16 protein-coding genes and 1 rRNA gene are annotated in these 20,185 nt (G+C 71.0%); 7 read left to right on the forward strand and 10 right to left on the reverse strand.

What is annotated here, in order from left to right:
- The 5 genes from ACT4N7_RS21905 to ACT4N7_RS21925 form a co-directional block, all read right to left on the reverse strand.
- A 16S ribosomal RNA gene (locus ACT4N7_RS21905) occupies positions 1–948 on the reverse strand; the annotation flags it as partial.
- A gap of 457 nt (positions 949–1,405) precedes the next feature.
- Entirely contained in the window at positions 1,406–4,915 is a 3,510-nt protein-coding gene (locus ACT4N7_RS21910) for an FkbM family methyltransferase (RefSeq protein WP_444830690.1), read from the reverse strand.
- A 70-nt stretch (positions 4,916–4,985) separates the two neighbouring features.
- Positions 4,986–6,377: an amidase family protein gene (locus tag ACT4N7_RS21915; RefSeq protein ID WP_444830691.1), complete on the reverse strand. Its 1,392-nt coding sequence runs from the start codon at positions 6,375–6,377 to the stop codon at positions 4,986–4,988.
- Position 6,378: 1 nt separating this feature from the next.
- Entirely contained in the window at positions 6,379–7,722 is a 1,344-nt protein-coding gene (glnA, locus tag ACT4N7_RS21920) for a type I glutamate--ammonia ligase (protein ID WP_444830692.1), read from the reverse strand.
- Between the two features lie 16 nt (positions 7,723–7,738).
- On the reverse strand, positions 7,739–9,100 hold the full coding sequence (locus ACT4N7_RS21925; RefSeq protein ID WP_444830693.1) for an MFS transporter: 1,362 nt from the start codon (positions 9,098–9,100) through the stop codon (positions 7,739–7,741).
- On the opposite strand from ACT4N7_RS21925, the gene ACT4N7_RS21930 reads away from it, so the two are divergent.
- The 7 genes from ACT4N7_RS21930 (at position 9,099) to ACT4N7_RS21960 (ending at position 15,457) form a co-directional block, all read left to right on the forward strand.
- On the forward strand, positions 9,099–10,055 hold the full coding sequence (locus tag ACT4N7_RS21930) for a GlxA family transcriptional regulator (RefSeq protein WP_444830694.1): 957 nt from the start codon (positions 9,099–9,101) through the stop codon (positions 10,053–10,055). The genes ACT4N7_RS21925 and ACT4N7_RS21930 overlap by 2 nt on opposite strands.
- Positions 10,056–10,112: 57 nt before the next feature.
- A complete protein-coding gene (locus ACT4N7_RS21935) occupies positions 10,113–10,829 on the forward strand; it encodes an LppX_LprAFG lipoprotein (protein ID WP_444830695.1) in 717 nt (238 codons plus the stop codon).
- A gap of 1 nt (position 10,830) precedes the next feature.
- Positions 10,831–12,378, forward strand: a complete 1,548-nt coding sequence (locus tag ACT4N7_RS21940) for an MFS transporter (RefSeq protein ID WP_444830696.1) — start codon at positions 10,831–10,833, stop codon at positions 12,376–12,378.
- Between the two features lie 76 nt (positions 12,379–12,454).
- On the forward strand, positions 12,455–12,730 hold the full coding sequence (locus tag ACT4N7_RS21945; protein ID WP_444830697.1) for an AbrB/MazE/SpoVT family DNA-binding domain-containing protein: 276 nt from the start codon (positions 12,455–12,457) through the stop codon (positions 12,728–12,730).
- Positions 12,718–13,125 carry a type II toxin-antitoxin system VapC family toxin gene (locus ACT4N7_RS21950; RefSeq protein ID WP_444830698.1) on the forward strand — a complete coding sequence of 136 codons (408 nt, stop codon included), beginning with the start codon at positions 12,718–12,720 and terminating at the stop codon, positions 13,123–13,125. Before ACT4N7_RS21945 ends, ACT4N7_RS21950 begins: the two co-directional genes overlap by 13 nt.
- Before the next feature lie 136 nt (positions 13,126–13,261).
- Entirely contained in the window at positions 13,262–14,035 is a 774-nt protein-coding gene (locus tag ACT4N7_RS21955; RefSeq protein WP_444830699.1) for a GNAT family N-acetyltransferase, read from the forward strand.
- 195 nt (positions 14,036–14,230) lie between these two features.
- Positions 14,231–15,457 carry a cytochrome P450 gene (locus ACT4N7_RS21960; protein ID WP_444830700.1) on the forward strand — a complete coding sequence of 409 codons (1,227 nt, stop codon included), beginning with the start codon at positions 14,231–14,233 and terminating at the stop codon, positions 15,455–15,457.
- A 24-nt stretch (positions 15,458–15,481) separates the two neighbouring features.
- Here ACT4N7_RS21960 and ACT4N7_RS21965 read toward each other — a convergent pair whose 3' ends face one another.
- The 5 genes from ACT4N7_RS21965 to ACT4N7_RS21985 all read right to left on the reverse strand — a co-directional run bounded on the left by ACT4N7_RS21965 (position 15,482) and on the right by ACT4N7_RS21985 (position 19,794).
- Positions 15,482–16,792 (reverse strand): cytochrome P450, encoded by a 1,311-nt coding sequence (locus tag ACT4N7_RS21965; RefSeq protein WP_444830701.1) that lies wholly within the window; start codon positions 16,790–16,792, stop codon positions 15,482–15,484.
- The gene (locus ACT4N7_RS21970; protein WP_444830702.1) at positions 16,789–17,397 is read right to left on the reverse strand and encodes a GTP-binding protein; all 609 of its coding nucleotides are present in this window, start codon (positions 17,395–17,397) and stop codon (positions 16,789–16,791) included. The genes ACT4N7_RS21965 and ACT4N7_RS21970 overlap by 4 nt, the downstream gene beginning before the upstream one ends.
- Positions 17,378–17,737, reverse strand: coding sequence for a DUF742 domain-containing protein (locus tag ACT4N7_RS21975; RefSeq protein WP_444830703.1), 360 nt, complete (start codon positions 17,735–17,737; stop codon positions 17,378–17,380). Before ACT4N7_RS21975 ends, ACT4N7_RS21970 begins: the two co-directional genes overlap by 20 nt.
- Positions 17,734–18,153, reverse strand: coding sequence for a roadblock/LC7 domain-containing protein (locus ACT4N7_RS21980; RefSeq protein ID WP_444830704.1), 420 nt, complete (start codon positions 18,151–18,153; stop codon positions 17,734–17,736). The genes ACT4N7_RS21975 and ACT4N7_RS21980 overlap by 4 nt, the downstream gene beginning before the upstream one ends.
- 126 nt (positions 18,154–18,279) lie before the next feature.
- Positions 18,280–19,794, reverse strand: a complete 1,515-nt coding sequence (locus ACT4N7_RS21985; RefSeq protein ID WP_444830705.1) for a sensor histidine kinase — start codon at positions 19,792–19,794, stop codon at positions 18,280–18,282.
- Between the last annotated feature and the right edge of the window lie 391 nt (positions 19,795–20,185).

Here is a 20,185-nt window from a genome sequence, read left to right on the forward strand (position 1 = left end):
TCGCGTTGCGTCGAATTAAGCCACATGCTCCGCCGCTTGTGCGGGCCCCCGTCAATTCCTTTGAGTTTTAGCCTTGCGGCCGTACTCCCCAGGCGGGGCGCTTAATGCGTTAGCTGCGGCACGGAGATCGTGGAAAGATCCCCACACCTAGCGCCCAACGTTTACGGCGTGGACTACCAGGGTATCTAATCCTGTTCGCTCCCCACGCTTTCGCTCCTCAGCGTCAGTATCGGCCCAGAGACCCGCCTTCGCCACCGGTGTTCCTCCTGATATCTGCGCATTTCACCGCTACACCAGGAATTCCAGTCTCCCCTACCGAACTCAAGTCTGCCCGTATCGACCGCAGGCCCAGGGTTAAGCCCCAGGTTTTCACGGCCGACGCGACAAACCGCCTACGAGCTCTTTACGCCCAATAATTCCGGACAACGCTCGCACCCTACGTATTACCGCGGCTGCTGGCACGTAGTTAGCCGGTGCTTCTTCTGTAGGTACCGTCACTCACGCTTCGTCCCTACTGAAAGAGGTTTACAACCCGAAGGCCGTCATCCCTCACGCGGCGTCGCTGCATCAGGCTTTCGCCCATTGTGCAATATTCCCCACTGCTGCCTCCCGTAGGAGTCTGGGCCGTGTCTCAGTCCCAGTGTGGCCGGTCGCCCTCTCAGGCCGGCTACCCGTCGTCGCCTTGGTAGGCCACTACCCCACCAACAAGCTGATAGGCCGCGGGCTCATCCTGCACCGCCAGAACTTTCCACCACCCCCCATGCGAGAGGCGGTCATATCCGGTATTAGACCCAGTTTCCCAGGCTTATCCCAGAGTGCAGGGCAGATTACCCACGTGTTACTCACCCGTTCGCCGCTCATCCACCCCAAAGGGCTTCAGCGCTCGACTTGCATGTGTTAAGCACGCCGCCAGCGTTCGTCCTGAGCCAGGATCAAACTCTCCAACAATGAATGAGTGTTCTACCCGACAAAAAGACACCACAAACTGGCATCAATCCATCTCAAAGGAACCCACAAAGGGTTCAATATTCAAGCTCTACTGGCTTAAATCGGCACACTGTTGAGTTCTCAAACAACACACGCACATCCACATCACTCACTCTTGCGAGCGAACTCAACGGAGGCTGGTATTGCCTAGCTAAGTTTGTCCGCCCTACCGGGGCATCCCCGCGCTGGATCGAGTGACCCTTGCTGGGAGTTTCGGTTCAGGCAACGCCGCAGAACTTTACCCGGTTCGATTCGCGGTGTCAACCCGCTCGACCCGGTGGAAGTCCGGCTCCTGAAACTTACCAGAGGCTTTGTCTTCCGCTCCGTCCCCGCCAGGCTCTTGCGTCCTGTTCCGTCCGGCGCTCCGTGCGACATGGAGAAAGTTACTCAGGCCGAATTCACAAGTCAAATCGGCTGGTCAGCGGCTTGTGGATGGTCTGAGCCACAGGGTGCGCACCTGCCCGGCGCGCACCTCCTCGACCACGTCATCGACCTGCACCGCACGCTGCTCGCCCAGCCGCACCAGCTCGTAGCCCCACGTGCGGAACTCGCCGAGCACCACCGTCGGATCATCACCGAAACCACTGGTCAACGCGCCTTCGACGGCGAAGACGATGTGCGGGCGGTCCTTGCGCAACCGGCGCACCAGACCGCCCAATGCCCGGTGGCCACGGCCAGGAACGTCGACCTTCACGACCGACAATCGCTGCTCTCTGGCGACCGCCAAGCCGTCGAGTTCGCGGTCGAGCCGGACGCCGGAAAGGGCAAGTTCACCCGATGTGGTGGTGATCACTGTTTCTGGATCTTGTGGCGCGACGGTGTGCCCACCCCCCGGCGCGGGGGTCGCGACCAGGGCGGCCTGGCTGTCCCACGCGGCCGCTTCGAGCACCGTCAGCCGCTCGGCGACGGCGGCCGAGACGTTCTCGGATACGTTGTGCCGCAACAGTTTCACCGCGTCGGCGGCCGGTTCGACGGCGACCACGGTGCCGCTGGTGCCGAGTCTGCTGAGCACCCGGATGGCGTGGTAGCCGACGTACGCGCCGATGTCGAGGAACACGCTGTCCGGCTCGATCAGCGAGTCGATCAGCTCCGATACGTCCGGCTCCCACACACCGTTGCTCGACAGCACGGCCGACATGACGCTGTCCCGCGCGGGCAGCCGCAGCAGGCCCGCGTCGCACAGCACCAGGGCGCTCGACACGTCGGCGATCTCCGGCGAAGTCACTCGTTCGTGTTGTCGGACGACCACGCGGCGCAGAGCGTCGGTGGCGCGGAGGGCCTGGTCGGCGGACCACGTGCCCATCGCGTGCGCCCCGTCGCGCTCGCTGAGCCGGGCCTCCAGCGCGTCCATCCGCGCGGTACTCGCCGCCAGGGCGTCGGTGAGCGCACGGACCTGGTCGGCGGCGCCCGGGTCGGCGACCTCGCGGGTGGCCGCCGCCCGTACCCGCGCGGACAAGTCGTCGACGGACCGGGCGCGTCCCGCGACCTCGCCGCGCAGCCGGACGATCTCCTCACCGGCGGCCGACACCTGTTTGCCGAGCTGCGCGTTGCGGTCGACCACCAGGTCCAGATCGGCGCGCAACAGGTCGACGTCGAGCCCCGCGCCCGCGGTGGCGAGCTTCTCCTGACGCTCGACCAGCTCGGCGGCCGTGCGCTCGATGCCGTCGATGAGCGAGCCGAGCACCCAGTTCAGGTGCGAGTCGTAGTGGTTGAGCACGCGCAGGACGGCCCGGCGCAGCTGCGGGGCCATCGGGATCTTGTGCCCGACATCGGTGTCGGGCCTGCGCAGCAACGCGTGCCGGGCGGTGCGCAGGGCGCGCAGCGGGTCGTCGTCGGTGGCCGTGGCGAGCGCGCGGCCCGCCCGCCAACTCCGATAGGCCAGCTCGATCCGCCTGCGCACGGCCGCGCCCGCGACGGCGGGCGCCAGCGTCTCCAGCAGGTGGGTGCGCGCGGCGGACCCGATCTTGTCGGCGGTGGCGTGGTCGTCGGCCAGGTCGCGGATCGCGCCCGCGATCATGGTGTCGGCGGCGAACTCGTCGGTGGGCAGGGCGACGCAGTTCTCGTCGCCGAGCAGTTCGGCGCCGGTGCCGACGGCCAGGGTGATCAGCGGGATACCGCGCAGCGCGACGCCGGTGAGCCAGGCGTTGACCAGCGCCGTGCCGTGCTCGTGCAACGACACCGCCCAGGTGGCCGCGTCGACGGCGCGGTCGAACCCCGCTTCCTCGGTGACCAGTCGCACCCGCGGGTCCGCGGACGCGGCGAGGCGCAGCCGTTCCGCGGCCTCGGTGCGCGCGACCGCGGCGGGCATGAGCAGCAGCAGCCGGACGTCCGCGCGGGACGGGAAGGCCGCGGTGAACGCGGCGAGCAGATCGCCAGCCGGGTCGGCGAAGGCGACGAAGACCGGTTCGGCGGCCAGGCCGAGGGCGTGTCGGGCCTCGTCCAGGCCGACCTCGTCGCGGGCGCCCGGGTCGGCGACCGGGAGCGGGACGACGTGCGTGGCCGTGCCGTCGGGGTCGGGGGTCGACGCGGGCCAGACGAGCCAGCGTTCGTCGGCCACCGCCGGGACCGGCGCGAACTCGTCGCGGACCGCGATGACATGCCGCCGTCTGGGCAGTCCGGCTGTGCCGTCGCACATAAGCACCACGGGGTAGACCGGCTCGTCGGACACGGGCAGGCCGGACGCGGCCGCGGCGAGCCGGACCCGGTCGGCGAGCGGGCTCGTGCCCAGCACGGAGACGCCGATCTGGTCGATGAGCGCGACGTCGGCGCCGGACTCGCCGGGCACCGCGCGCTGGTGCAGGCGCCCCGCCAGCACCGCGTCGGTGGCGCACCAGTCGCGGTAGGGCGCGGTGTCGGCGCCGAACGGCTCGGGAAAGCGGGTGCGCAGGTCGGGATCGCCCGCCCAGAGCGCGGCGGCCCAGCGGGTGGCCGTCGGGAGGTCGGGGTCGGGCGCGCAGGCCCACCGCAGGAAACCGGCCGGGTCGGTGCCCGCGGCGGGTGGTCTGGCCGCGGTCGGCCCGGACCTGGCCGCGCGGAACGCGGCGCGCAGCGGGCCGGGGAAGGCGGTGCCGTCGGCGAGCTGTCCGAATCGGACGGCGGGCACGGGCGCGTCGTCGGCGAGTTCGGCCGAGTAGTCGGCGCAGACGCGGCCGAGCAGGGGGTGTTCGGAGAGCAGGACCCGCTGGCGCTCGGCGATCTCGGCGGTGAGCAGCCACGGCCGGGCCGGGTCGAACCCGGCGAAGTCGACCGTGCGCAGCGGCGCGCCGCCCGCGGTGAGGGAGCCGTCGGCGGCGCGGGCGAGCGGGCGCTGCCCGACGTTCCACCGGGACAGGCCCATGCCGGGGTCGCGCAGCACGCGGTGGTCGACCAAGGCGGGCGCGCCGTCGAGGAAGGCGCCCGCGCGGGCCGGGTCCGGGCAGGCGACCTCGGCCCAGGCGTGCAGGAAGGGCTCGGCGCCGGGCGCGACGGCGAGCAAGCCCTCGTCGTAGACCCCGGCGGCGCGCAGGTCGTCCTGGCTGGGGCGCAGGCCGTCGGCGGGCAGCGGGCGCAGCACCTTGGGGACCAGGACCAGCGCGGCGTCGCCGAGCGCGACGGTGATCGGGGCGTACACCCGGACCCACGGGTCGAGGTAGAGCACCGGGGCGTCGTGCTTGCCGAGCAGCCACTCCAGCAGCCGGGGCCGCAGGGCGACGCACGCCTCGCGGGCGGTGTGGCCGGTGGCGAGCACGGCGAACTCGTCGGTGCCGATGCCGATGTCGGCGGGCAGCAGCACGTCGTCGGCGGGGGCGCCGTCCACCAGCAGGGTGACGAATCGGGCCCCCGGGTGGTGGTCGAGGAAGGTGCGCGCGGCGACGCGGGCGGCAGGCAAGTCCGCGCTCGCGGCGACCGTGCAGGCGATCAGCGGACTCACGGCGGCGACGTCGGGCACGGCGCCAACCTAACGGCTCAGCCGCCGACCGCGTGCCACCCGATCGAGCGAAGTCGACCCCGGAGCGTGATCACTTGGGCAGCGTCGGGTGCAGTTCCGGGTCCTGCCTGGCCGGGTGGACCTGCTCGAACGCCGCCGCGAGCGTGATCAGCTCGGCGTCGCGCCCGGCGCCCGTGAAGAACGACACGCCGACCGGCAGCGGGCCCGCGAATCCGGCGGGCACGGTGATCGCCGGATAGCCGGACACCGCGGCGGGCGTGGCGGAGCCGACGTCGACCCACGGGCTGCCGGTGACCTCCGCGGGGGCGTTGGTCGGGGCCATGATCGCGTCGAGCCGGTGCTCTGCCAGGACGCCGTCGACCGAGCGGCGGGCCAGGTCGGTGGCGATGGCGCGGTGGGCCAGGTAGCCGGGATCGGTGGGCGGGGCTGCGTCGAGGGCCAACTCGAAGAGTTCCTGGCCGAACGGCGCCAGCTCCGCCGGGTCGCTCCGGTTGTACTCGACGAGGGCTTCGAGGGTGTGCGGCGCGCCGGGGCGGGTGCGCAGGTAGGCCTCGATCTGCCACCGGAACTCGGTGGTGAGCGCGAACCAGGACCGCTCGTCGATCTCCGCGATGTCGGGCAGGTCGACGTCGACCAGGATGGCACCGGCGGCCGTCAAGGAGTCCACAGTAGACTTGATCACTCGATCGGCGAAAGTGTCCACTCCAGACAGATGCCACACGCCGATGCGCTTGCCACGCAACGAGACCGGGTGAACCGGAAACACCCGACCCGAAAGGACAGCCAAGGTCAGCGCGACGTCGGCCACGTGCCGTGCCATCGGCCCCGCGGTGTCCTGACGGTCGGACACGGGCACGATGCCCGCGCCGCTGAGCAAGCCCAGGCTCGGCTTCACCCCGACGATCCCGCACACCCCGGCGGGGCTGACGATCGAGCCGTTGGTCTCCGTGCCGATGGCCACCCGCGCGAGCCCGGCGGCAACCGCGACCGCCGAGCCGGACGACGACCCGCTCGGGTTGTGCGCCAACACATGCGGGTTGTGCGTCTGGCCGCCGACGGCCGACCACCCGGACACCGAGTTCGTGGACCGGAAGTTCGCCCACTCCGACAAGTTCGCCTTGCCCAGCACGACCGCGCCCGCCGCCCGCAGCCGCTGCACGATGTCCGCGTCACGCGGCGGGACCGAGCCCGCGAGCGCGCGGGAACCGGCCCTGGTGGGCAGGTCCGCGGTGTCGATGTTGTCCTTGAGTAGCACGGTGACGCCGTCGAGCGGGCCGATCAGGGCACCGTCGCGGGCGCGGCGGTCGCTGGCCGCGGCCCGTACGAGCGCGTCCGGGGCGACCGTCAGCACCGCGCGCAGCCGTGGGTCGAGGTGCCCGATCCGGTCGAGGTCGGCCTGGGCCAGCTCGACCGCGGTGACCTCGCCCGCCGCACGGCGCCGTTGCAGCTCGACGATGTCCATCTCAGAGCACGGGCAGCAGCGACCGCAGCTCGTACGGGGTGACGCTGCGCCGGTAGGCATCCCACTCGGTGCGCTTGTTGCGCAGGAAGTAGTCGAAGACATGCTCGCCCAGGGTTTCCGCGAGCAGTTCGGAGTTCTCCATCTCGGCGAGCGCCTCGCCGAGGTTCTGCGGGAGATTGGCGTAGCCCGCCGCTCGGCGCTCGGAGTCCGACAGCGACCACACGTCGTCCTCGGCGGCGGGCGGCAGCTCGTAGCCCTCGGCGATGCCCTTGAGGCCCGCGGCGAGGATCACCGAATAGGCCAGGTACGGGTTGCACGCCGAGTCCAGCGACCGGATCTCGACCCGCCGCGAGGACGCCTTGGCCGGGGAGTACATCGGCACCCGGACCAGCGCGGAGCGGTTGGCGTGGCCCCAGCAGACCGCCGTGGGCGCCTCGCCGCCGACGATCAGGCGCTTGTAGGAGTTGACCCACTGGTTGGTGATCGCGGAGATCTCGCGCGCGTGCTTGAGCAGGCCCGCGACGAACGCCTTGCCGGACGCGGAGAGCTGGTAGGGGTCCTCGTGGTCGTGGAAGGCGTTGCGGTCGCCCTCGAACAGGCTGACGTGGGTGTGCATGCCGGAGCCGGGCTGGTTGGAGAACGGCTTGGGCATGAACGAGGCGAACACGCCCTGGGTGAGCGCGACCTCCTTGACCACGTACCGGAACGTCATGACGTTGTCGGCCATGGTGAGCGCGTCGGCGTAGCGCAGGTCGATCTCCTGCTGGCCGGGCGCGCCCTCGTGGTGGCTGAACTCCACCGAGATCCCCATCGCCTCCAGAGTCTCGATGGCGTGCCTGCGGAAGTGCGTCGCGGTGGCGTGGCTGGCCTGGTCGAAGTAGCCGCCGTTGTCCGCCGGGATGGGCTCGCTGCCGTCGCTGGGCAGGTTGCTGAGCAGGAAGAACTCGATCTCCGGGTGCACGTAGCAGGTGAACCCGGCCTCGCTGGCCTTGGACAGGGTGCGGCGCAGCACATGCCGCGGGTCGGCCCAGGACGGCGAGCCGTCGGGCATGGCGATGTCGCAGAACATGCGCGCCGAGTAGGGCTCGCCCTCCGGGGTCTCCCAGGGCAGCACCTGGAAGGTGGCCGGGTCGGGCTTGGCGATCATGTCGGACTCGTAGACACGGGAGAAGCCCTCGATCGCCGAGCCGTCGAAGCCGATGCCCTCGGCGAACGCGCCCTCCAACTCGGCGGGCGCCACCGCGACCGACTTGAGGAAGCCGAGCACGTCGGTGAACCACAACCGGACGAACCGGATGTCGCGCTCCTCTAGCGTGCGCAGGACGAACTCTTGCTGGCGATCCATGAGCGCAGCGTAGACATCAACCGCCAGTCTTCGCCGCACCGACGGGTTGTGACGTGATCCGCAGCGACATCACCGCGGCGATCGCGCAGAGGCCGCCCGCGATGTACCAGGCCAGGTCGTAGCTGCCCTGGTGGTCGCGGACGTACCCGGCGCCGAACGCGGCGACGGCGGCGCCGACCTGGTGCGACGCGAACACCCAGCCGAACACGATCGGGCCGTCCACTCCGAACACCCGTCGGCACAGCGCCACTGTCGGCGGCACGGTGGCCACCCAGTCGAGGCCGTAGAACACGATGAAGCCCCACATGGGCAGTCCCGTGGTGGGCGCGAACAGGTGCGGCAGCACGAGCAGCGACGCGCCGCGCAGGCTGTAGTACGCGACGAGCAGGTAGCGCGGGTCGACCTTGTCGGTGAGGTAGCCCGACGCGATGGTGCCTGCCACGTCGAACAGGCCGACCAGGGCGAGCAGGCCCGCGGCGGTGGTCTGCGGCATGCCGTGGTCGTGCGCGGCGGTGACGAAGTGCGTGCCGATGAGCCCGTTGGTCGAGGCGCCGCAGATCGCGAACCCGCCCGCGAGCAGCCAGAACGTCCGGTTGCGGATGGCCTCGCGGAGCACAAGGACGGCCCGGCGAGCGCTGCTGCCCACGGGCGGGGGCGGCGGGGGTTCGACGCCGGGCTCGGCGCCGTAGGCGGTGGTGCCGACGTCGCTCGGGTGGTCGCGCAGGGCGACGAGGACGAGCGGCACCACGGCGAGCGCGGCGAACGAGACGGCCAGCGACGCCGGGCGCCAGCCGTGGTCGTCGGCGAGGTGGGCGACGACCGGGAGGAACACCAGTTGGCCCGCGGCGCCCGCCGCGGTGAGCACACCGCTGACCAGGCCCTGGTGCTTGACGAACCAGCGGGAGGTGACTGTCGCGACGAAGGTGAGCGCCATCGAGCCGGTGCCGATGCCGACGAACACGCCCCAGAACAGCAGGAGCTGCCAGCTCGCGGTCATGAACACGGTCAGGCCGCTGCCCGCCGCGACGAGCAGAAGCGCACCGACGACCACACGGCGCATGCCGAGCCGATCCATGAGCGCGGCGGCGAACGGCGACATGACGCCGTAGAGCAGCAGGTTGATCGAGACCGCGAACGAGATGGTGGCCGTCGACCAGCCGAACTCACGGTGCAGCGGCTCGATCAGCACGCTCGGCGCCGCCCGGAACGCTGCGGCGCCGACCAGCGCGACGAACGCGACCCCGGCGACGAACCAGGCCCAGTGCGGACGGCGGACTCGGACGGGCGCGTTCTCCAGGTGGGTCACTGGGCAAGCCTGCGGTGCCCGCGCCGACCGATCGAGTGGCCTGATTGCCAATATGTGCAAGAATCTGGCCATGACGCACCGGGTGGCCGTGCTCGCCATCGAGGAGGCGGTCGGTTACGACCTGTGCATCCCGCCGCAGGTACTGCACGCCGCCGTGGCCGCCGACCGGTCGCCGCATTACGAGGTCGTGGTCTGCGGCGTGGACGCCAAGCCGGTGCGGCTGACCACGGGGTTCACCGCCGTGCTGGACCACGGCCCGGAGGCGCTGGCCACGGCGGACTCGGTGATCGTGCCCGGCACCAGGTCGGTCGGGCCGCGGCACCTGGGCACGCTGCCCGGCCCGGTGGCCGACGCGCTGGCCGTGATCCGACCGGGCACCCGGGTGATGTCGATCTGCACGGGCGCGTTCGTGCTCGCCGCGGCCGGTCTGCTGGACGGGCGGCCCGCGACGACGCACTGGCGGTTCGCCGACGAGTTCCGCGCGCTCTACCCCGCCGTCGACCTCGACCCGGACGTGCTGTTCGTCGACGACGGCGACGTGCTGACCTCCGCGGGGCTCGGCGCGGGCGTCGACCTGTGCCTGCACGTGGTGCGCTCCGACCACGGCAGCGAGGTGGCGAACCGGGCGGCGCGGTACTGCGTGGTGCCGCCGTGGCGCGCGGGCGGGCAGTCGCAGTTCATCGACCAGCCGCTACCCGCCGAGTCCGGCGGGGTCTCGCCGACGCGGGCGTGGGCGCTGGGCAGGCTGCACGAACCGCTGGACCTGGCGGCGCTGGCGGCGCACGCGTCGATGAGCGTGCGGACGTTCTCCCGGCGGTTCCGGGCCGAGACCGGGCTGTCGCCGGGCGCCTGGCTGGTGCGGCAGCGGGTTCGGCACGCGCGGCGACTGCTGGAGACCACGGACCTGCCCGTCGATCAGGTGGCGGAACGGTCGGGCCTGGGCAGCGCGGCGTCGCTGCGCCAGCACCTGCGTACCGCGATCGGGGTCTCGCCGCTGGCCTACCGCAAGACCTTCCGCGCTTCCTGAGAACCACCCTGTGGATAGTTTCCGACGCCCTCAGTCATCCCGGCCTACGATTCCCCCATGCTCACGCGCCGGATCTTCCTCGGGGCCCTCGCGCTCACCGCAGCGCTCGCCTCGGGCTGCACCTCGTCCGACGAGCCGACGGGAGGAGGACCGTCGAGCGACCTGCCCGATGGCGGGGCGTTACTGCGCGACGCCTCGGCGGCCACCCGCGACATCAGAAGCGCGCACTTCGTGCTCAAGGTCAACGGGACCGTCCCCGCGATCTCCGTGCAGAACGCCGAAGGCGACCTGACCCGCGAGGGCGGCCCGTCCGGCGCGGCGAAGGGCACGGTCAAGCTGACCCTGCTCGGCCAGCTCATCGAGGGCGAGTTCGTGCTGGTCAACGACTCCCTCTACCTCAAGGGGCCCACCGGCGGGTTCCAGCAGTACCCGGCCTCGCTCAGCGCCAGCATCTACGACCCCTCGGCGATCCTCAACCCGGACAAGGGAATCGCGAACATCCTGGCCAAGATCACCAACCCGCGCACGGTCGGCAAGGAGGACATCGACGGCACCCCGGCCTTCAAGGTCACCGGGTCGGCCACCAAGGACGTGGTCGCCGCGGTGGTGCCCGGGGTGAGCACCGACGTGGAGATCACCGTGTGGCTGCGGGAGGACAACAAGCGGCCGGTGAAGGCGTCGGTGGCGCTGCCCAGCGGGGAAGGCCAGTCCGCATCCGTCGACCTGACACTGTCCGATGTGGACAAGCAGGTCACCATCACCCCGCCCGCCTGAGATGACGGCCACCACCGAGGCGGGCAGGCGCGGCCGCTCTGTCGCGATCGGCGCGGGCGGGCTGGCCGTGCTGCTCGGCGCGCTGGACACCTACGTGGTGGTCAGCGTCATCCGACAGATCATCGAGGATCTGCAGATCCCGGTGAACCGGCTGGAGAAGGTCACCCCGATCGTCACCGGCTACCTGCTCGGCTACATCGCGGCGATGCCGCTGCTCGGCCAGGCGTCGGACCGGTTCGGACGCAGGCTCGTGCTGCAACTCTGCCTGCTCGGGTTCCTCGCGGGGTCGGTGATCACCGCGGTGTCGACCGACCTGACCATGCTGGTCACCGGGCGGGTCGTGCAGGGCGTGGCCAGCGGGGCGCTGCTGCCGGTGACCATGGCGCTCGCGGCAGACCTGTGGGGCGAACGCAAGCGGTCGACGGTGCTCGGCGCGGTCGGCGCGGCCCAGGAGTTGGGCAGCGTGCTCGGCCCGCTCTACGGCATCGCCCTGGCTAGCCTGCCGCTGTGGGCCGACGCGTTCGGCATCACCGGGTGGCGCGGGGTGTTCTGGGTGAACGTGCCGCTCGCGGTGCTGGCGATGGCCGCCATCCAGGTCACGGTGCCCGCGCACCGGCGGGCCGCCGATCCGGTCCGGGTCGACGTGGTCGGCGGGCTGCTGCTGGCGGTGACACTCGGGCTGGCCGTGGTCGGTCTCTACAACCCCGACCCGCGCACGGCGGTGCTGCCGCCGTGGGGGCCGCCGCTGCTCGTCGGGGCGCTCGTCGCGCTGGTCGCGTTCCTGCTCTGGGAACGGCGCGCCCGAACCAAGCTGATCGACCCGGCGGGCGTCGCGATGCGTCCGTTCCTGGCGGCGCTGGCCGTGTCGATGGCGGCGGGCGGGGCGCTGATGGTCACCCTGGTGAACGTCGACCTGTTCGCCCAGACCCTGCTCGGCGAGGACGACCGCGGCGGCGTCCTGCTGCTGCTGCGGTTCCTGGTGGCGCTGCCCTTCGGTGCCGTGCTCGGCGGTGTCCTGGCAGGCCGCCTCGGCGACCGGGTGGTGTCGGTGGCGGGGATGCTGATCGCGGGCGCGGGGTACCTGCTGATGTCGTTCTGGCCGCTGGACCTGCTGTCCTCGGCTCACCCGCTGGGCCTGCCCCGGCTCGACACCGACCTCGCCGTCGCCGGGTTCGGCCTCGGCCTGGTCATCGCCCCCCTGTCGGCCGCCGTCCTGCGCGTCGTCCCGACCGAACGCCACGGCGTGGCGTCGGCCGGGGTCGTGGTGGCCCGGATGACCGGGATGCTGGTCGGTGTGGCCGCGCTGTCCGCGTGGGGGCTGCACCGGTTCCACAGCCTGACCGCGAACCTGAACGCCCCCTTGCCCTTCGGCAAGGACCCTGCGGTGGCCGCGCGAGAACTGGCCGACTACCAGGCGGCGGTGCAGCAGGCCCTGCTGACGCAGTACACGGACATCTTCCTGATCACGGCAGTGGTCTGCCTGGCGGGCGCCCTCCTGGCGCTGCTGATCAGCACCCGACCAACCCCCACACCACCTCCCGACGATTAGTGCCTGTCCTGCGACCGTGGCGTGCCCGGCGCTGGCGAATTCACGGACACGAGCGCCGAACTACTACCCTTTACTCATGAGCACTCCGGTAAAGCGTTCGGATGACGGGTCTCGGGTGCGCACGACCAAGGTCAGCAGCAAGAACCAGGTGACCCTTCCGGTGGCGGCGCTGGCCGCCGCTCATGTGCGCCCGGGGGACGTGTTGCGAGTCGAAGTCGAGGCCGATGGGGTGTTTCGGCTCATCCGGCACACCGACCCGTTCCTTGACGCGCTGGACGAACTGGCTGGTTCCGCGCCCGGGTTGACAGCGGCCGTCGACCTCCAAGAACTGAGGGATGAATGGGAGCGGTAGTCCTCGACGCGAGTGTCGTGATCGCGGTGTTCGACCCGCTGGACGCACACCACCTGTCCGCCATCGAAGTCGTCCGCGGCCAGCACGTGGCGGGCAGCCAGTTCGTCGTGCCGAGTTCGGTACTGGCCGAGGTACTCGTCGGGGAGGCGAGGCGCGACGGCGGAATCGTCGATCATCGACTGGCAGCGGTGAACCGGCTCTTCGGCACCTGCCGACCGGTTGACCAGGACGTGGCCGTGGCAGCGGCTCAACTGCTTGCGCGACACCGGGCTCTCCGGCTGCCCGACGCCCTGGTCATCGCTACCGGGATCGTGGAGAACGCCACCGTGATCCTGACCGCGGACAAGCGGTGGGCCGAGATCGACGACCGAATCACGGTGCTCGGCGACGGCTGAACCGGACGTCCACTGTGGACGATTCGAGGCTGGTGACGCCGGTTCGGTCCTGACTGACCCGGGCTTGGCCACGGCAGGCGGCGGTGGGCCGAAACGTCGTGGCGACAATTGGCTTGGCGCGGCCATGATTGCTGGTATGGAGACGACCGTGGCGCTGCGTCGGATCGGGGCCTTCGAGGAGCGGTTCGCGAAGGTGCAGGCGACCGACGTGGTGGATCTCGGGTGGGGGTACGCGCTGCTGCAGGCGCACTATCCGGCTTCCTGGCACCACAATCGGGTCGTGGTGACCGGGCCGGTGCCCGCCGCCGAGGTGGTGGCGGCGGCCGACGAGGTACTGGGCGGGGCGGGGCTCGCGCATCGGCTGGTGCAGGTCAACGAGGACGCGCGGGGGGCCGAGTTCACCGCGGCCTTCGACAAGGCCGGCTACCAGACGCACGAGCGGATTGTGACGATGATCCACTCGGGGGTGCTGCCCGCGCGGGACACCGGGCGGGTGGAGGCGATCACCTTCGCGGAACTGCGGCCGTCGCTGCGGCAGGACTGGCAGGCGGACTACCCACAGGACCCCGCGGACGTGATCACCCAGCTCACCGACCGCGTCCTGCTGTACGCCCAGGGCGCCGACGTCACCTTCCTCGCCGTGCGCGACGACCGCGGCGAGGTGCTCGCGCGCGGCGAACTGTACGTCGCCGACGGGCTGGCGCAGTTCGAGAACCTGATCACCCGGCCGGAGAGCCGGGGCAGCGGGTTCGCCCGGGCCCTGGTGACCGAGGCACTGCACCGATCGCGCGAGGCGGGGGCGGACCTGTGCTACCTGATCGCGGAGGCCACCGACTGGCCGCGCGCGTGGTACCGGCGGATGGGCTACCGCGACGCCGAACAGGTCCACATCTTCCAGCGATCGCCCTGAGCGAGCCCGCGCAACGAGCCTTGTGACCAGCGCCACCGCCGTCGAATCTGGCCCGCCCGGCGCTCGAACTCGGCCGCCTGCAGGCCGGACGGACGCACTGACCTGCGACGTCCTGCTCGATGACACCGCGTAGCCGGCCGGACACGTGATCGCTAACCTTGGCAGGCTGTCGACCGCTTACCCCAAGGGAGCATCATGACCACGGCTCGGGAAGCACCGGACATTCTCTCGGCAGAATTCGCCGCCGACCCCTATGCGGCCTACCGGATCATGCTCGAAGATTCGCCGCTGGTCTGGCATGAGCCGACCAACAGTTTCATCGCGTCGCGGTACGAGGACGTGGCGCGAGTATTCAAGGACCCCGTCTTCACCACCGAGAACTACGGCTGGCAGCTCGAACCGGTGCACGGCCGGACCATTCTGCAGATGAGCGGGACCGAGCACTCCGTCCGCCGGGCCCTGGTCGCGCCCGCCTTCCGCGGCAACGAGTTACAGCGGAAGTTCCTCCCGGTGATCGAACGCAATGCGGGCGAACTCATCGACGGATTCCGGGAATCCGGCCGGGTGGATCTGGTCGCCGATTTCGCCAGGCGCTTTCCGATCAACGTCATCGCGGACATGCTCGGCCTGGACAAAACCGACCACGAACGGTTCCAGGGCTGGTACACGGCCATTATCGCGTTTCTCGGCAACCTGAGCCAGGACCCCGAGGTGACCGCGGCGGGAATGCGCACCCGCACGGAATTCGCCGAGTACATGATCCCGGTCATCCGGGCCCGGCGCGACGATCTCGGCGACGACCTGCTCTCCGCGCTGTGCGCCGCGGAGATCGACGGAACCCGGATGAGCGACGAGGACATCAAGGCGTTCTGCAGCCTGTTGCTCGCCGCGGGCGGTGAAACCACCGACAAGGCCATCGCCAGCCTGTTCGCCAATCTCCTGGCGCACCCCGAGCAGCTCGACGCGGTGCGCGCGGACCGGAGCCTGATCGCGCCCGCGTTCGCCGAGACGTTGCGCTACACCCCGCCCGTGCACATGATCATGCGCCAGCCCGCCGAAGACGTCGAACTGTCCGGCGGGACCGTGCCCAAGGGCAGCACGCTGACCTGCCTGATCGGCGCCGCCAACCGCGACCCGCGGCGCTTCGCCGACCCGGACACGTTCGACATCTTCCGCGCCGACCTGCCGACCGCCACGGCGTTCTCGGCCGCCGCCGACCACCTCGCGTTCGCGCTGGGCAGACACTTCTGCGTCGGTGCGCTGCTGGCCAAGTCCGAGGTCGAGGTGGGCGTCAACCAACTCCTGGACGCCCTGCCCGACCTGCGCCTCGACGACGACTTCAGGCCGGTCGAGCGGGGCGTGTTCACCCGCGGACCGGAGGCCCTGCGGGTGCGGTTCACCCCGACGGCGCGAACCGCCTGAGCCGCGGGTGACCCGGAGGGCCCGTCACCAGGGCGCGGGAGCGGGCATCGGGGCCACCTGGTTCGGCGCGTAGGTGGGCGTGAACTCGACCGGCAGGGCGGCCAGCCCGCGCATCCACACCGACGGCCGCCAGACCAGCGACTCCGCGGGCACCGCCAGCGACACGTCCGGCAGCCGGTCCAGCAGCACCTCGACGGTCGCCTTCGCGATGACCTCCGCGACCTCGGGCGCCGGGTACGGGCACCCGTGTTCGCCGTGGCCGAAGGACATGTGCGCGTGGTTGCCGCCCGCGCCCGAGTAGGCGTCCGGCCGCACGTGCGGGTCCGCGTTCGCCGCAGCGAGGCCGAGCACCATCAGGTCGCCCGCCCGGATGCGCCTGCCGCCGAGCTGGGTGTCGCGGACGGCGAAGCGGCCAAGGAAGTTCTGCGTCGGCGTGTCCTGCCAGAGCACCTCGTTGAGCGCCTGGCCGACACTGCCCCGGCCGCCGGACAGCGTCAGCGCGAACCGGGCGTCGGTGAGCATCAGCCGGATGGTGTTGCCGATCCAGTTGGCCGTGGGCTGCTGCGCCGCCGCGGTCACCACGATCAGGTCGAGCACGATGTCGTCCTCGGCGAGGCCTGCCGGGTGGTCGAGCAGCCGCGACGGCACGTCCGGGCCCGGCCGGGCCCGCTTGCCCGCCACCAGCCGCCGCATGGTCGCCGCGACGCGCAGGTGGGCCGCCATCGCGTCGCTGCCGTTGTCCAGTGAGATGGCGATGTCGCGCACCAGGTCCGGCGTGTCGGCCTCGGGCATCCCATACATCTTGGCCACCACCAGCAGCGGGATCTTCAGCGCGTAGTCGGCCATCAGGTCGGCCTTGCCGCTGCCAGCGAACGCGTCGATGAGCCGGTCGGCGATCCGCTCGCAGTGCGACCGCAGCTCGAACTGGTCGACCGCGGCGAGGGCGTCGCCGATGGCGCCCGCCCGGCGCTGGTGCTCGGCGCCCTCGGTGAACATGATCGAGGTGTTGTAGCCGACGAACGGCAGCAGCGGCCAGTCGGCCGGGACGCGGTCCCAGGCGTTCCAGCGGCGGGTGTCCCTGGCGAAGAGCTGGGAGTCGCTGGTGACCTGGTGCACCTCGCGGTAGCCGGAGACGAACCAGGCCGGGATGCCGCCGTCGAGCAGGATCGGGGCCACCGGGCCGTGCAGGCGGCGGATCTCGCCGTAGAGCGCGGCGGGGTCCTGCTGGAACCGCGGCCCGTAGAGCGGCACCGCCTCCGCGTGCGTCGGGTCGACTTCGGCTGCCGTCGTGGTGGTGGGCCAGCCTGCGTCGGCGGGGTGCGGGGCGTCGGTCATGGCGTGGTCTCCCGGGCGGCGGAAAGGGTGTGGAGGTGGCGGACGAGGGTGATCAGCACCTGCTTGGACGACTCCCTGGTCCGGGCGTCGCAGTCGATCAGCGGCACGTCCTCGGACAACGTCAGCGCGTCGCGGACCGCGCGCAGGTCGTGCACCGGGCCGTCGAAGTTGTTGCGAGCCACGATGAACGGCATCCCGTGGTGTTCGAGCCGGTCGATGGCGTACCAGGAATCGGCCAGCCTGCGGGTGTCCACCAGGACCACCGCGCCCAGCGTGCCAGCGAACAGCCGGTCCCACAGGAACCAGAACCGGTCCTGGCCGGGTGCGCCGAACAGGTAGAGCACCATCTGCTCGTCGAGGCTGATCCGGCCGAAGTCGAACGCGACGGTGGTGGTCGCCTTGTCCAGCACGCCTGCCGTGTGGTCGATGCCGACACCGGCCTGCGTCATGGTCTCCTCGGTGCTCAGCGGACGGATCTCGCTGACCGAGCGGACCAGGGTCGTCTTACCGACACCGAACCCGCCGACGATCACGATCTTGAGGCCCTCCGCGGCCGTGCTCGATAACGGAGCGCGGTCGGTCCGCTCAGAGATTGTGGAGTCCAACGAGCACCTTCTTCAGGAAATCGGCGGCGGGGAGCTGCGCGGCGGCGCGGGTCGAGGTGGGGTGGCGGGCGACCACCCGGCCGGTGGCGATCAGGTCGCCGACGAGGATCTTCACCACGCTGACCGGGAGCCCCAGCTCGGCGGACACCTCCACGACCGCGGTCGGGAACCGGCACAGCCGCAGGATCTTGACGTGCTCGGACTGCATGCCCGCGCTGGGGTCGCACTCGCTCACGATCAGGGTGACCAGGTCGAGGTCGCGTTCGTCCGCGCGACTGCGCCCGCCGGTCACGGTGTAGAGCCGGTCGGGGTCCTCGCTGTCGACGGCCCTCCGGCTCATGCCGGCCGACTGCTGGGCCGCGCGACGCGGGGCGGCGCCGTGAGGAAGGCCCCGATCTGCTCGATCATCTCGTCCATGTTGTGCCCGACCAGGCCGACGTCGGCGTCATCGGCGGTCAGCACGGCCAGGTGCGCGCCCACCCCGGCCTCCACGATGAACAGCAGCCCGCCGTGGAACTCGGTCATCGACTGGCGCACTCCCCCGGAGCCGTCGCCGAACTCGACGGACGCGCCGTGCGAGAGTGCCTGGAAGCCCGCGGCGATCGCGGCCAACTGGTCGGCCTGGTCCACGGTCATCTCGGCTGTGTGGCACAGCCTGAGGCCGTCCCGGGACAACACCAGCGCGTATCGGGCACCCGGCGTCTTCTCCACCAGGTCTTCCAGCAGCCATTCGAGGCTCGGGTTTGTCGTGGTCATCGGGATTCTGGGGTGGTGGCCCCGGGCGGCGGCCCGGAACACCTGCCCGCACTCCAATCTGTCACTGGCCGCGGGCCGGTCGCCCGGCACGGTTGGCTATCGGGGGACGGCAGCGCGCGGGCGTGGTCATCGACCGCTGTCGTCCTTGGTCTCGCCTGCTTCTTCCGGCACGACATCGGCGTCGAGCACCGGGTCGGGCTGCTCGGTGCGAGCCGCCGCCCGGAACGCGCCGAATCGGGCACCCGCGGCGGCGCGCGGCCGCGGCGAGGGGGTGAGCGGGGCGACGGCGGGCGGCGAGGGCAGGGTGGCCGCCAGGGTGTGGCCGCGGTGGCGCTTGGGCAGGGACCCGCTGTCGTCCGGCGCGGGCTCCTCGGGGAGTTCGGCCAGCGCGAGCGAGCCGGTGTCGGACACCGACCCGGTCAGCACGCCGGAGAGCGACTGCGCGCCGTTGTCGCCTGCTGCCGACGCCGACCCGGTCAGCACGGCCCGCGGCGCGACCCAGGAGTCCTGCCGCACCTGGGTGATCAACCGGTGCGGGATCCTGATCACCACGCCGACGCCGCCGCGCGAGGACGGCCGGAAGAACACGTGCAGCTCGTGCTTGCGGGCCAGGCAGCCGACCACGGCCAGGCCCAGCCGGGTACCGGACAGCGTCGCCAGGTCCAGCGGCTCGGCAGGCGACACCGCCCGCTCGGCCCGTTGCAGCGCGGCGGGCTTCATGCCGAGGCCGCCGTCCTCGATGGTGATCACCACGCCCGCGTGCAGTTCCTCGACGTAGATGTGCACGTCTTCCGACGGCGCGGAGAACCGGGTGGCGTTGTCCATCAGCTCGGCCAGGGCGTGCATGACGTCTTCGGCGGCGTACCCGGCGACCGCGGCGGCGCTGGTGGAGTGCAGCCGGATGCGCTGGTAGGCGTTGATCCGCCCCATCGCGCCGCGCAGGATGCTCTCCATCACGATCGGCTTGGTCCAGCGCCTGCCGGACCGGGCGCCGCTGAGCACCGCGATGCTGTCCGCCAGCCTGCCGGTCTGCGCCGTGGCGTGGTCCAGTTTCAGCAGGTCGCCGAGGACCTCCTCGGAGTGCCGGTTCTCCATCTCGCGCAGGTCGGCGAGGGTGCTGGTGGCCAGCGCCTGCACCCGGCTCGCGGCGTTGGCGCACGCGGCCATGGCGGCGGCGCGCTGCCGCTCGCCGACGCTGATCTCCCTGGTGAGCAACTGCAGGATGTGCTCGTGCAGGTCGCTGGCCTGCGCCGGGGCCTCGGCCAGCACGGTGTCCGCAGACGCGCCGTGGCGCAACTGCCGCACCGCGGTCGGCAGCGTCTGCCGGGCCAGGACGGCGAGTTCGGCGGCACGGGCATCCACCTCGTCGCGCATCGACTCGACCTCGTCGCGCATCAGTTCGACCTCGTCGGCGCGCCGCGCCGCGACACCAGCGCGGTGCCCGGCCATGGCTAAGGCGACGCCGAGCAGCACCACGAGCAGCGCGCCGAAGACCCCCACCAGGGCCCGGGACTCCGACGGCGTCTCGACCGTCACCCACACCCAGACACCACCCGCGACGACCACGGCGGCGAGCGGTGCCAGCACGCCCTGCTCGACGAGCGGACGCTCCTCCCGGTGACTGACGGGCACAGATGACATCTGATCTAGGTCCTCACGTCCGGTTGGCGGCTGAACACGGGCTCGGTGACCAGCCTGACGGACGACCCTGGGACACCCGCGCTACGCCGTCCGGCGGGAGCGACTCCTTGGGCCACACCAGTTTGCTCACTCTCAGCCCGACGCTCGGTGGCGCGGCCGCCGACCACGGGTACCCCGGTCGGGCCGCTCACGAGTGCAGGAGCGTACTGCCTACCGGGTGTCATCGGCCAGAACGGGATCGTGAGAATTCGGCGGCGGAACCTCAGAGGGCATTTTGAAACTGGATCACTTGTCTGGTTCGCGGGCGAGTCGTCGGGACATTGTCATGATCATGGCGATGTGGACCATGGCTTCGTGGTGGTCGGGCAGGGTCTCGTAGTCGCGGACGCAG

It is taken from the genome of Actinokineospora sp., assembly GCF_052390155.1.
Classification (GTDB): Bacteria; Actinomycetota; Actinomycetes; order Mycobacteriales; family Pseudonocardiaceae; genus Actinokineospora.